The organism is Victivallis lenta, from assembly GCF_009695545.1.
Lineage (GTDB): Bacteria > Verrucomicrobiota > Lentisphaeria > Victivallales > Victivallaceae > Victivallis > Victivallis lenta.
Genome location: NZ_VUNS01000006.1, coordinates 51,018 through 64,602 on the forward strand (window position 1 = coordinate 51,018; position 13,585 = coordinate 64,602).

A 13,585-nucleotide genomic window follows, 5' to 3' on the forward strand; every position below is an offset into this window, starting at 1 on the left:
TTTTACCGGTCGCGGATCAGCCGCCGCAGGTAGCGGACCGCTTCGGCCGGATCGACCCCCTCAAGCACGCGGGTGCGTTCCACCCGGTGAATCCGTCCGTAGCGGACGGCCGGCAGCGCCGCGAAGCCGGGGCGGCCGGCGATGGTTTCAGCCGACTCCGTCTCCGCCAGGAACAGGATCACTTCGGGAGAGCTCTGCACGAGATACTCAGGGCTGACCGGTCCGGTCGGAAGCGCTTCGCCGATGTTTTCGGCCCCGGCGAGCTTGAGCAGGTCGCCGAAATAGGAGTCGCCGCCGGCGCATTTGTAAGGCGAATAAAGCTCGAAATAAACCCGCCTCCGTTCTCCGCCCGCCGGAGGCGTCGCATCGAGCTGCGTCTGGAATTCCGCGATCAGCGCTTCTCCTTCCGCATTTTTCCCCGCCGCGGAAGCCACGGTGCGGACAAGCCCGGGGTAATCGGCGAGCCGGACGGCCGGAAGCACGGTCACCGCGATGCCGTGCTGCTCAAGCAGCTGTTTCAGGTTCGTCTGGTAATACCAGACGAACGCGCGGCTGACGCCGAGTTCCGCCAGCTTTTCGATGGAGACGGCGGAGCCGCTTCCGGCAACCGGAATCCGTTCCGCGCCGGGAACCGCTCTGCCGTATCGATCGACCGCGGCCAGAGCATCGGCCGCCCCGAGCTTCAGCAGCAGGTGCGACGCCGCCGACGAGGCGGAATAGAAGCGCACCGCCGGTTCCGGCCCGGCGGTTTTCTCTTCCCCGCAGCCCGCCGCCCAGAAGAGGAGAAGGCAGACGAAAAAATAAAAGAGTTTTCTCATGATGCGGGATAATGTATCATGGGAAAACTCCGGGTGCAAGCGGATGCCCGCGAAAACGGGCCTCCGGGAAGCTCTTATTTCTTCGGGGGCAGGTTCGCATTCATGAAATCGACGAACGCCGCCCAGTCGAAACTGTGCACACTGTGTTCTCCGGCGCGGATGTGATAGCCGATGCCTTCGCCGACCGGTTCGTGCAGCTTCGGCATGGGAGCCTCCTCCGGAATGCCGGCGCGGCCGAAGAGCCGGTAGACCTTCGACGCTTCGCGCGCGGCGAGGAATTCGCCTTCGGGGTCGGCCCAGACGTCGCTCTCCGCGCTCGCCACATAGACCGGGCGCGGCGCCACCAGCGCCAGCAGCTCATGCTGGTCGACCGGGAGCGCCTCTTCGCGGTCGATGTAGTCCGACAAATTCAGGGCGAACCAGTGCGGGAACACCTCGATGATCTTCCGGAGCGTTTCGCTCTTGCCGTCCCTGACGATGTGGCGGGTCAGCGATGCGCCGCCGCAGCCGGAATCGTTCGAGACGGCCGCCGCGAAGCGCGGATCGGTCGCCGCCGCCCAGAGCGAGGTCTTGCCGAGACGGGAGTGTCCCCAGACGATGACGCGGTCCGGATCGACCTCCGGGATGGTCAGCAGTGCGTCGAGTCCGCGCGAGAGCCCCCACGCCCAGGTCGAGATCGTGCCCGGATCGTCCTTTTTCTGCACGCCGTCGGCAAGGTAGGCGCGGCGGACGCCGGTTTTCCACGAATCGGGCCGGTCCGGTTCGATATCGGCGGTGTGGATCGTCGCCAGGCCGTACCCGGCGTCGAGCAGCAGATCGAGGTCGTACCGGTCGGCCCGGTTGCCGCGCGGGCGCGGTTTCGGGTTCCACTCCGGAATCAGGACGGCCGGATCGAAGGTCGTCGAATGATTTCCCTGAAAATTGAGTCCGAGAAAGACCGGAACCGGCCCTCCGGCGTTCTTCGGAAGATAGAGCAGCAGCCGGAACGGGTTCGGCTGGTCGATCCCCTTGCAGAGAATGTCGCCCTGAATGCGGATCGCCTTGCCTCCGAGGGCGTTGTCGTCGCGCTCGAGCACTCTGAATTCGATACCCTCCGGCACCGGCAGCGGCTTGCCGTAGACAGTGGTCGAAAAGAGGTGCAGGAGTTCGGGGCGGCGAATTTCCATCCATGCGGCGGCGGAGTCGATTTTCCGGCCGTTGCGGCTGACCAGCGCATCGGGCGGTTCCCCTTTCCAGAAAGCCGGTTCGAGATGGGCGGGCGACTGGCTCAGCCCCGCGCACCCGGCCAGCAGCATGGCCGGGACGAGCGGAAGCGCCTGGCGGATGATTTTGTTCTTCTGCATGATGTTGACTGCTCTTTCCATAGGTTTCGGTTGATCGCCTTCATCGAATGAATCCGGAAATAGTATATCCGGCGAAGGTGCAAAACGCAAACCGTTCCGGCCGGATTTTTGCGGAAATCAGGATTCGCACAGCCGGTCGGCCAGCCCGGACTGGCGGACGGTCCTGTTTTGCAGCGCCGCGGTGATGACCTCTTCGCTTCCCCAGAGTTCGACCCGCTCTTCCGCCCGGGTGACGGCGGTGTAGAGCAGTTCGCGGGTCAGGAGCGGTCCCGGCTCGTCCGGCAGCACGAAGAGCACGTTGCGGAAACCGGACCCCTGCGACTTGTGCACGGTCATGGCGTAAACCGCCTCGTGTTCCGGCAGCTCTGCCGGAATGAAGCTCCGCGCCCGGTTCGGGAAACGGACGCGGACCGCTCCCGGCGCGGACGGGTCCGCGACGACGAGCCCGATGTCGCCGTTGTACAGTTCCGTCCTCGGGTCGTTCCGGGTGACCAGCAGCGGAACGCCGGGAGAGTGAAGCCCGTGATGACCCAGCAGCTTCATCATCGCGGCATTCAGCGCCTCGACGCCGCGTTTTCCGCTCCGCATTGCGCCGAGGAGCCGGAAGGAGTTCAGGATTCCGAACGCGTGTTCGATATTGGTTTCTTCCCCGCTCTCCGCGAGACGGCGCAGATCGTTCATGGCGAATTCGTTGTATACGGGGATCCGCAGCAGCTCCTTCAGGCGGGCTTCGATTTCGCCGGTCGGGATATCGCGGGTCAGGAAGTCCGGCGCATCGCACCGGGCGATCCGCCCGGCCAGTTGGGGAGCGTCCTCCGGCCGGAGCTCTTTGATCGCCCGGCTGAATTCTCCGATATGGACCGCCGTGGCGAAACGGTGATTTTCGGTGAGCTCCGCGACGGCCCCCGAGAGCGGCCGCGCATCGGCGGACGCGACGCGCCAGCCGGTCTGGCGCCGGAACGCCTCCGCCGCGTCGGGCCGGAGCGCATTCAGTTCCGCCGCATCGCAGAGGTCCGAGAGGACCGCGCCGGCTTCCACCGACGCGAGCTGGTCTTTGTCGCCGAGCAGGACGAGACGGCACTCCGGCCGCAGCGCATCGAGCAGTTTCCCCATCAGCAGCAGCGGAACCATCGAGCACTCGTCGACGACGACCAGGTCCCACGGCAGCGGGTTCCGGCGGTCGTGCCGGCAGTTGCCGCGCGGATCGATGCCGAGCAGCCGGTGCAGGGTCGAACTCGGCAGCGAAAGCAGCCGCGATTTGACCGTATCGGAGACGTTCAGCCGGCCGACGCCGCTTGCGAGCGACTCCGCAAGACGCGCCTGCGCCTTGCCGGTCGGCGCGGCGAGCGCCACGGCGAGCTCCGGATTGCGTTCGAGTTCAAGCGCGAGCAGCGCCGCCACCACGGTGGTCTTGCCGGTTCCGGGACCGCCCGATATGATCGAGAACGAGTTTGACATGGCGGTGTAGACGGCGAGCTGCTGGTGATCGACCCAGAGCCGGTCCGCCGCGGCTGCGAAGTAGGGGAGGAGCCCGGCCAGCGCGCCGGCGGGCAGTTCCGGCGGCGGGACGCTCCTGTCGAGTTTGCGGAGGATTTCACCGGCGATACGTTTTTCGCAGTCGTAATAACGCCTGAGATAAAGCCTTCCCGCCTCGTCGAGCATGAGCGGCGCGGTCGGTTCCGCGACGAGCGGCCGGAACTCCGGGCGGCGGAGCACGGCGAGCCAGCCGTCAAGCCCGGGGAGCGTGAGCCGGTTCTCCCCTTCGCCGAGCTGCTGCCCGGCCCAGAGTTCGAGGCGGCAGCAGCTGTGTCCTTCGCGCACCGCGCGCGAGACGAGTGCGGCGGCGGCGGCAAGCTCGGCAGCCAGCGGTCTGCCGGAGAGCCGTTCGAGGAAGTCCGCGAATACGGCGTCGATCGCTTCGAAGCCTTCGATTGCGGCGAAATGAATCCTGCTCATCCGATCAGCTCCTCGAGTTGGCGCACAAGTTCGTACGGCGGTTTGTCGTGAAAGACGCCGCGGCCCGGATGGTCCGGCGACACGCCGCGGACGAAGAGATAGAAAACTCCTCCGAACAGCGACTCGTATTCGGCCTCGTCGAAGCGGCCGAGGCGCATGCGCAGATATTTGACCGCGGCGACCGTATAGATCAGGTACTGAAGAAAATAGAAGCTCCCGGCCATTGCGGCGGGCAGCCGCTCCGGCAGGAAGTTCGCACTCCTGCCGCCCAGCCGGTTCGACTTCCAGTCGAGAATGAAATAACGTCCGTGGTGGCGGAAGAAGAGGTCGATGAATCCGTTCAGGCAGCCGCCCGAGACGGTACGGTTCCAGACCGGCCACTCGCAGAGGCCGAACCGCTCGGCCGCATAGCACTCAAGCAGTCTCCGGAGCTGCTTCGTTGTGAAACCGGAGCGGAAGCGGTAGGCGAACTCCAGCTCGGAGAGCCGTTCGCGCCGCGGCACTTCCGCGAGGCGGAACGCGACGCCGTCCGCGCCGCGGAGCGGGGAACGGAACACATCCTGCGCCATTCGGACCGTAAGCTTGAGCTTTTCCTCCGGATCTTCGCCGCCGCGCAGCAGCCCGAAATCGGTCAGCTGCGGCAGCGCGAGCGCGCGGAGCTCCTCCTCCCCGGCGCTGAAGTCGGCGAGTTCGAAGATCCGGTGCCAGGCGTTGCCCGCCGCCGCTCCGCCGCGGACGGCGAAGATGCCGCCGTCGGGCAGTTCTCCGGGTGTGCCGGGTTCCTGTTCCTTTTCGTCATAATCATATGGAGTGTCGGCGCCTCCCTGCGGACTCAGGCTCGAGTAGCTGACGAACTGCCAGCCGGAGTCGATGCCGAGCCGGACCGGCGGCAGCTCAAGCTCAAGCGTCGCGCCCGGGTCCTGCCGGTAAAACGGCGGCGGTTCGGGCGCCGTCTCCGGGTCGAGGAGTTCGGCCGGGATCTGCGGCTCGGGCGGGTCGGCGAGGAGCGCCTGGACCGGGGAAGTTCCCCGGGCCCCCGCTTCGCGCATGCGGAACAGCCAGTCGGGCGCTGTCGCCTTCGGCCCTTTCCCCCAGAAAATGCGGCAGTGGTGTTTCGCCCGGGTCACGGCGACGTAGGCGAGGCGCAGAAGCTCCTGCAGCCGTTCGTCCTGCGCTTTCCGCTTTCCCTCCGGCGAATCGGTGAGATCGTATTCTAGCTTTCCGCCGGCGTTGTGGAACAGCTCCGCGCGCTTCTCCGCATCGCCGAGATGGAGCCCGGGCAGGAGGACGATCGGAAATTCGAGTCCCTTGCTGCCGTGGATCGTCATCAGCGTAACCGCTTCGCGGTCGGTTTCGAGAAGCTGCTGATACTCCTCGCCGTCGCCTTTGTCCGGATCGGCGATCCGTTCAGCCAGAAAGTCGGCGACTCCGGCCGGGGAGAGCCCGCGCCGGGCCGACTCCTGCTCGAGCAGGTCGCCGAGCTGCAGGAGGTTGGTCAGCTTCCGTTCGCCGCGCGGCAGGGCCGGATAACGCTTGCGCACCTGCCGCGCCGTGAGGAGCGCATTGAAAAATTCGATGAAGCTGCCGTTCTCCCAGATCGTCTGCAGTTCGCGCAGCTTCGTCTGTTCCTCCGCGAGCTCCCGCTCGCCGCGTTCGGTCTGGAGCTCCGCGATCGCCGCGACCGGCATGCCGCCGATCGGGGTGGCCAGCAGGTTCGGCAGCCGGCGCACGTCGTTCGACGCTACGGCGCGGAGGACGGTCAGGAGTTCGCGCGCGTCTTCCGAGTCGAAGATGTTCCCGGTCCGGGTGAACACGGCCGGAATATGCAGCGCGTGCAGCTCCGCCGCAAGCAGCTCCGCTTCGTAGCCGCGAAGGACGAGAATCGCGATGTCGCGCGGACGGATGCCGGATTCGCCGCGCCCCGGCAGAGCGAGCGAGGGGTCGCTGAGCAGCTCGAGCACGGCGCGGGCGGTCCGGCTGCGGCACTCCGCCTCGTTTGCATCGGGAAGGCGGATGATCCGCAGCGGGTGCGCTTCGGGCACTCCGTTCCGGAGCAGCGCCGGGGCCGGTTCCGGCGCGCGAACCTCCGGGAACGTGATGGACGGATCGGCGAACGGATCGGCGTGCCGGTGGAACAGCGTGTTGACGTCGGCGATCATGGCCGCGGCGGAACGGTAGTTGGCCGTCAGCGTATATTTTCTCCCTCCGGCGGCCTCGAGCTCGCGGACGGCGCGGCGGTAGACCGCGATGTCGCCGCCGCGGAACGCATAAATCGCCTGCCTCGGGTCGCCGACCATATAAAGCGTTCCCTCCGGCGGGCGGAAGATCGAGGTGAAGATTTCATACTGAACCGGATCGGTGTCCTGAAACTCGTCGACGATTCCGACCGGATAGCGTTGCCGCAGCACGGCGGGAAGCGGACTTGAAGCAGCGTGGAGCGCATGGTGCACTTCTTGAAGCAAGTCGTTGAAAGTCTGGAGGTTTTCCCGTTTGCGGCGCTGCTCGAAGCCGTGGCGGATGAAGGCGGCCGCCGCGAGTTTCAGCGCGTTGCCGTAGTCGCGGACCAGCTCCGCCAGCCGGTCCGCCAGCCGGAACGGTCCGGCGGCGAGGCGCGCTTTCACCTCCTCCGGCGTCGTTCCCTTCAGCCGTTTCTTCACTTTGGTTTCGAGAACCGACAGTCCGAGACCGGACAGGCATTTGAGGGCCTCCGCCGTATCGGGTTTCCGCAGCGCCGCCTCCGCCGCGGCGGGTGCGTCGGCCGCTGCAAAATTGCCGAGTTTGTTCAGATAAGGAGCCGCTTCGGCCAGTGCGCCCGCCAGATCGGCGTTTTGCAGCTCGGAAATGATCGATTCCGCCTCCCGCAGAATGAGTTCCGCTTCCTCTTCCGTTCCGGCGAGCGGGGTCCGGATCACGAGCTCCGGGTGTGCGGCTTTCAGTTTTGCCGGCCCGGTCAGGCTTTCCGGCGTGATCCCGGCCGCTTCGGCCATTGCGTTCCGGAGCTTCGGGCCGGGCGCGTAGAAGATGCGGCGGTAGAAGTCCATGCCGAGTTCCGCGATCATGCCGGAAGTGTCTTTCACGAGTTCGCTGCGGAAGAGGACGCCGCTCTCGAATGCGTTCTCGCCGAGCACCCGGGCGCAGAAGCCGTGGATGGTCGAGATCGCTGCATCGTCGAAGCTGCTCAGGGCGTTTTTCAGCAGCCCGGCGCACGCTTCGCGCGGCACGCCTGCTTCGGCCGCCCGCTCCAGAAGCAGCCGTTCGCGCTCCGAGGCCGGCTCCGCTCCGGTCGCGGCGTCGAGCATCGTGCCGAGCACCGCGCGGATGCGTTCCTTCAATTCGGCGGCGGCGGCCTCGGTGAAGGTCACGACCAGCAGCGAGCGGATCGGCAGCCGCCGCTCGAGCAGGAAACGGACCGCAAGATTCTGGATCGTATAGGTTTTTCCGGTTCCCGCGGCGGCTTCGATGAGGTTCCAGCCGTCGAGACGGTAATCGAGGTAATCGGGGCGCTCGTTCACGGTTCGACCTCCTTCAGTTCAAGCGAGCCGAGCAGAATCCGGGCGCACCGTTCGAGCGCCTCCGTGAAGCCGGGGTCGTCGAAGGAGTCGGGGCCGTAGCAGCGGCGGACGGCCGGGTCGTCGAGGTCGCCGGTGATGCCGCCGGCCTTGCAGGAGGAGGTGAACGCGCGCCGGGCAGCCTCGAGCCCGCGCTCGAAACAGGCCTGCGAGGCCTTTTCGAAAAACGGCAGCGGAGTCTGCTGCCCCTCCAGGAAAAGCGCAAGATAGGTATTCAGGACCGACTGCGCCTCTTCGCGGCTGACGGCATCCAGCCGATGTTCTTTCGGTTCTCCGCGTTCGAAGGTCAGAAGCCGGGTGGTCACCGGCTCCCGCTGCATCAGCGACAACAGCAGATGGCGGAGCCCGGCGCGGACCGTGTATTTGGGTTTGAGCCCCGAATAGAACAGCAGGTGCTGGCTGAGGCCGTCGGGCGCGGTTTCGATGGTTCCGGCAATGCGCAGCTGCCCCGATTCGAGGCTGACGGTCATCGGAACCCGGTTCCGCAGGGCGTCGCGCCACGATTGCGGCAGTTTCTGCACGGTCCCGTAAATTTCGTCGAACAGCAGCTCGCCGCCGTGACCGACCGGCAGGCGGTTGCCGCGCCGCAGCAGCCGGTACTGGGTGTCGCGGTCGAGTTCGTCGAGCGTAAAGGCGCCGATTTCGGTCTTGAGCAGGTACTGCTGCAGACGGTCGACGCTTTCCGGCGTCGGCTCGACGTCTCCCGAGTCCTCTTCGTCGTTGAACAGGAATATGTTGGCGCGGTTGTTCAGGAACCAGCGGCACGGATTGGTGAAAAAGCGTTCGAGCTCCTGCGGTGAAATCGCCGCAATTCCGGCCGGTTCGAGGTGCGGCACCGCCTCCGGTTCCGGCGGCCGGCCGCGACGCAGCGAGGCGAGCAGCGTCTCGGCCGCCTCAAAGTTCTCGCGGGAGCGGGAGCGCGCGTCGGGGTTCGGATTGTTGCGGTCGAAGTAGCTGAATTCGAACGGCTGCAGGCGGTGGCGCGTCTCCTCGAACGGAGCGCTTTTCTTCAGGTAGGCGATGAGTTCGCCGAGCGGGATCGCGGGCGGAAACTCGTCGTTCCCGCGCGCGGTCTGCCCCTGATAGAAGAGCAGCAGATTCCGGCGGGCCGACAGGATCGCCTCGAGGAACAGATAGCGGTCCTCGGCCTGGCGGGAACGGTCGCACGGGGCGATCTTCCGGCTGATCAGGTTGAAACCGAGCTTGAGGTCGCGGCGCGGGAACTCACCGTCGTTGAGACCGACGATCGCCACGACCTTCATCGGAATGCTCCGCATCGGCACGAGCGAGCAGAAGGTGATTTTTCCGCGCAGGAACGGGTCGTTCCGTCCCGCCGGGGAGAGCGCCGCGTCGACGGCGTCTTCGATGACGTCGACCGGTACGGGAGAATCGTAGGCGGCCGCCGCAGCCTGCCGCCCCGGTAGCTGCACGGCGCGGCGGAGTGCGGAGAATTCGTCGAACTCCTCGTCGGCGGGGAGAAAGAGCTCGTCGAGCGCCTTCAGCAGCAGCTCGCTCCACTCCTGCGGCGGCCGGCTCCCGGCGCAGTCGCGGCGGAGCGCGGAGATCCGCTCGACGGCAGAGACGAGCCTGCCGAGCAGGACGGAACTGCTTCCCTCCACCGCTTCGAGCGGCAGGAGCCCGTCCGAGTGAAGGTCCCCCGGCACCGTTTCGCGGGCGAAACCGAGCAGCAGCCGGTCGAGTCCCTGCCGCCATGAATACTCCTCGAAACCGACCGTGCAGTTTGCGAGCCGGTCGTTGCGGTCGACTCCCCAGCGGATGCCGGCGCGTTCGATCCAGTCGGCGACCGGGTCAAGGTCGGCCGCTTCGATTCCGAACCGGCTGCGGATGGCCGGAACATGGAGCAGGTCAAGCACTTTCGATGCTTCGAACCGGCTGTGGCGAAGCTTCAGCAGCTCGAAGAACGCGTCGGCGATCCGGCTCGTCCGGCGCAGGCTGCGGTCGGAGACGGCGTAGACGTTTTTGAGCGGTCCCTGGCCGAAGATCGAACGGATGTACGGCACGTAGGTGTTGATGTCGGGCGCCATGACGATGATGTCGCGCGGCTGAAGCTCCGGATCTTCCAGCAGTTCGAGCAGCTGGTCGTGAAGCACTTCGATTTCCCGGCGCGCGCTGTGGCAGTTGTGTACGCGGATGGTGCGGTCCTGCGGGGGGAAGTCGAAGCGGCGTCCGGTGATCTCGCCGTCCGGTTCCGGGCCGCGGCGGAACATGGCGTGGATGTCCTGCTGCAGCGCCGTGAGACGGGTCGGGTTCACATAATCGTCCGGACCGTCGCCGGAAGTTTCGAGGAACGGTTCGAAGAGTTCGCCGTCCTCCGGGTGGATCACCTCCGGCATTCCGGCCATATGGCGGAAGAATTCGCGCCCCTGCGCGCCGAAGGAGGCCAGCAGCGGGTTGCCGTCGTGGAACTGCTCGAGCGTCCCGCCGTCCCGCGCGACGAGGCGGGCCGCTTCGAAGTCGGAATATTGTTCGCTCCAATACTCCCGGCTCGGATTCAGGTAGAAGAAGTTGACGACGGTGAACTCCGAGAGTTTCAGGAAGAAGTCCAGGAAAAGCGGCGGCATCGTGCCTACCCCGAACACCGTGACCCGTTCCGGCAGCGCGCCGGGCGGAACCGCCCGCAGCCGGAAGAATTCGGAGAAATAGTGTTCCCGCCCCTTATGTCCGCCGCGCAGCTCCAGGTACAGCCGTTTCTGCCAGTCGGCATCATTCCATTCCGGCCGGTTTCCGGCGCGCCACTCCTCGAGCATTTTCGGGCGGTAGATCTGGTACTGGTCGAAGAGGTCGGCGATCCGGCAGCCGAGCTGCCAGCGCTTCAGTTCCGCCTGCGGTCCCGACAGGTAGGCGGCGAGCTCGGGGTAGCGCTCCGGCTCCCGTTCGAGAATCCGGCAGATTTTCCACGGCAGGAGTTCGGTCGAGAACCGCTCGAAGTCGGCCCGGAACTGAGGAAAGACCGCTTCGAGCGTCCGGTTGATGAAGTTGACCAGGAACGGCGTGTCGAAATTCGCGGCGATCCGGCCGGAGTCCCCGATGCGCAGCTTCAGCCACGCCGCCATGCCCTGCGTCTGCACCACCACTGTTTCGGGAGTGAAAACGTCGGCGGGCAGCGAGCCGCAGACGAGCGAGATGAACTTCTCCGCCAGCCGCTCGAGCTTGTTGCCCGTATAAAGGTAAAATTTCACAAAAACTCCCTCGCTGTTACCGGTGGGAATATACCGGAGCGCGGGCTCTTTTTCAATCCGGGTCGCCGGATTTTTGCAGAAAATCCCCGACGGCCCGCCATGCCGCGAGCTTCTCCTCGAACCGCAGCGCCGCCGCCGCCGGGCTGGTCGAGGGGAGCTGCACGATGGTGAGGCGCGCTTCCGCAAACAGCTCCGGCGCGCTGCGTTTGAGCTGCGCGTGGGATTTGGTGCCGTTGCAGCCGATGAAGCCGATGCTTGGGTGCTCGGCGAGCAGCCGGGCGACCGGATTCGGCTCGATGTCCCGGATATGGACGTCGAGGCTCCCCTTCCGCCGCCCGGCCCCGATCGTGTCCCAGAGCGCCACCCCGGCGGCCTTCAGGCATTCGAGCCGGTCGTCATAGGGGAGGGACGGATCGAAATCAAGCAGCTTCCCCATGATCGGCCAGAAGGCGTTGTGTTTGTAGGCGTAATACTGCTGCTGCCGCAGCGACTCCTCCCCCGGCAGCGAGCCGAGGATCAGCACCCGCGGTTTCTCGCCGACCATCGGCGGGAACGACCGTTTGAGCTCTTCCGCATTCATCGGAGCAGCTCCTTCGGCCGGGCGGCCGGTTGAGCGGTTCCGGCTTTTCCGCCGGGCTGCGGGGCGCGGACGAACTGTCTGGCGAAGGCGAACATCACAATTCTCCCGGATTCCGTTTGGATTTCTTTCTGTATTTAACATACATCGAACCGGATTTTTATGCAAATCCACACTTGTATCGCCGCGAGATCCGGTTATATTGCGGATGGGGCGTTTTTGCAAAAACACGATGAAAGGGGGACGGTATGGCTGCGTTTCTTCTGCGTTCACCGGGAGTCCTGACCGGCGGCGTGCTGTTCGGTGCGTTTGCCGCCGCCGCGATCGCGCCGCAGACCCGGCTCTTTTCCGGCGGTGCGTTTGCCGGGAAGTTCGGAGAACCGCTCTCCTTTGTGCCGGCGGGCGGGGCGGCGGGCCTGGCGGCCGCGCTGCTTCTCCGGACGGGGAAGGGAAGACGTTTTCCGCTTTCCTGGCTGGCGGCAGCCGTGTTTCCGGCCGTGACCGGCGGATGGTTCCTCGGCGGTCTGGCCGGATGGAGCCTGGTTTTCTGGAATCCGGGCCTTCTGTCTTTCGATTACCGTTCCAGTGAAGCCGTCTATGCCGGATGGGTGGCCGGGAGTCTTGCCGGTCAGCTTTGCGGCTGGGCTTTCGCCGTGTTCGGCACTCTCCTTTCGCCGGAGCCGGAGCCGGGACGTTCGTTCCTGTCGCTGGCGTTCCCGGCCCGGAGCTTCTGGACCGATCTGGCATGGGCGGCGGTTATCGGAGAAGGGCTCCTGCTGCTGACTTGTTTTCTGAGTCCCTGCTCTTCCGGGGCGCTCTGGCGTTTTCCGCACTGGCTTGTCGCCGGGCTCGGCATTCTGGCCGGTGTCTGGATATCAGCCGGCTGGATTGCCGCTTTGGTGTTTGCCTGGTTCGGGGTGACACGCGGCGAGGATGAGAAGCGATGCGGGCAAGTCAGGACTGTCGCGCTCATCCTGGGGATCGTTCTGATTCCGGGGGGGCTTCTGCCCGCCTTCTGAATATCCGGAATCTCGGGAGGCTGCCGTGAAGGATACCGGAATTCGTCTTATCGGCGGAGCCGCCTTGTTCGGAGCGGCGCTCGGGCAGGCGGCGGTCGGCGCGAATGTTTTGCCCGGGACATTGCCGGAAACCGGCTGGCCGTTGCTCCGCTTTGGTTTTTCCGGTTGTCGTCCTGCGCTTGTCTGCGTTTCTCCCGCTGTTGCTGCGTTAACCCCGATACGGCTCATTCAAGAGGTCGCGGCCAGGGTTAATGGCGCAGGCGGCGGAAGACGGCGGGGGCGCTGTGCATGAGGCGGGAAAAGACCCGGGAGAAGTGGTAACGGTCGGCAAAGCCGCAGAGTTCCGCGATCTCCTCGATCGAGCGGTTGCTGTAATGCAGCAGCCGGCAGGCGCGTTCGATGCGGAGCCGCCGGGAAAACTGCTGCGGGGATTCGCCGCACTCGTGGCGGAACAGCCGGACGAAACTCTCGCGGTTCAGCCCGGCGATTCGGGCGAGTTCGGCGTTGTCGGGCGGATCGGCGGGGCGTTCTTCGATGATCTTCCGGGCGCGGGCGATCCGCGGGTCCGATTCCGGCGCAAGGCGGAGCGCGCCCGGAGGTAGCCTGAGCAGCGCGGCCAGCAGCAGCGATTCGGCGATGAATGCGCGGCGGAACGCTGCTCCCGGTTCCGGCAGCAGCGCCCGGAACTCCTCCCAGCCCTCCCGCCATTCGCCGCAAAGCGGGATGCGGTGGATGCGCGGCTCCGGCATGCTCAGCCGGTCCGGCGGATTGAAGTGGATGTAATACTGGCTGAACGGCGCGGCGGCGCGCGTCGAGAAGACCAGATAGCCCGGAATGACCGTGACGGCTTCCGGCGTCAGCTCGATCCGTTCGGCGCCGCAGTCGAGCACGCCGCCCGGAACGGGATTCCAGTAATACCGCCAGAACGGCGTGTATAGATTCGGCTGCACCCACGGGAAAATATTTTCCAGATAATGCACCAGGTGGATCTTCAATTGCGGAAATGTCATGTCCATAAGCAGAAAAATTCCCCCTTCTGCAATAAACAGATACAAATCTTCTCTTAATATCCATTCCAAATCCGCAAAAATCAAGTATCGTAT

General features: G+C 65.5%; 8 protein-coding genes. 1 reads left to right on the forward strand and 7 read right to left on the reverse strand.

Translation table 11 applies throughout. The features are described from left to right. Positions 1–2: 2 nt before the first annotated feature. The 6 genes from FYJ85_RS07500 to FYJ85_RS07525 form a co-directional block, all read right to left on the reverse strand. Positions 3–818, reverse strand: a complete 816-nt coding sequence (locus FYJ85_RS07500) for an ABC transporter substrate-binding protein (RefSeq protein WP_154417662.1) — start codon at positions 816–818, stop codon at positions 3–5. Positions 819–892: 74 nt separating this feature from the next. Beyond that, positions 893–2,161: an alpha/beta hydrolase family protein gene (locus FYJ85_RS07505; RefSeq protein WP_154417664.1), complete on the reverse strand. Its 1,269-nt coding sequence runs from the start codon at positions 2,159–2,161 to the stop codon at positions 893–895. A 117-nt stretch (positions 2,162–2,278) separates the two neighbouring features. Then, positions 2,279–4,117 carry an exodeoxyribonuclease V subunit alpha gene (recD, locus tag FYJ85_RS07510; protein ID WP_154417666.1) on the reverse strand — a complete coding sequence of 613 codons (1,839 nt, stop codon included), beginning with the start codon at positions 4,115–4,117 and terminating at the stop codon, positions 2,279–2,281. Next, complete coding sequence (locus FYJ85_RS24280; RefSeq protein WP_154417668.1) at positions 4,114–7,629, reverse strand: UvrD-helicase domain-containing protein; 3,516 nt, start codon at positions 7,627–7,629, stop codon at positions 4,114–4,116. Before FYJ85_RS24280 ends, recD begins: the two co-directional genes overlap by 4 nt. Then, positions 7,626–10,886, reverse strand: coding sequence for an exodeoxyribonuclease V subunit gamma (gene recC / locus FYJ85_RS07520; RefSeq protein ID WP_158703854.1), 3,261 nt, complete (start codon positions 10,884–10,886; stop codon positions 7,626–7,628). The genes FYJ85_RS24280 and recC overlap by 4 nt, the downstream gene beginning before the upstream one ends. Before the next feature lie 52 nt (positions 10,887–10,938). Then, positions 10,939–11,466: a DNA-deoxyinosine glycosylase gene (locus tag FYJ85_RS07525; protein WP_206213029.1), complete on the reverse strand. Its 528-nt coding sequence runs from the start codon at positions 11,464–11,466 to the stop codon at positions 10,939–10,941. Between the two features lie 245 nt (positions 11,467–11,711). On the opposite strand from FYJ85_RS07525, the gene FYJ85_RS07530 reads away from it, so the two are divergent. Beyond that, entirely contained in the window at positions 11,712–12,482 is a 771-nt protein-coding gene (locus FYJ85_RS07530) for a hypothetical protein (RefSeq protein ID WP_154417672.1), read from the forward strand. 248 nt (positions 12,483–12,730) lie between these two features. Here FYJ85_RS07530 and FYJ85_RS07535 read toward each other — a convergent pair whose 3' ends face one another. After that, the gene (locus FYJ85_RS07535; RefSeq protein ID WP_158703853.1) at positions 12,731–13,498 is read right to left on the reverse strand and encodes an AraC family transcriptional regulator; all 768 of its coding nucleotides are present in this window, start codon (positions 13,496–13,498) and stop codon (positions 12,731–12,733) included. Positions 13,499–13,585: the final 87 nt, after the last annotated feature.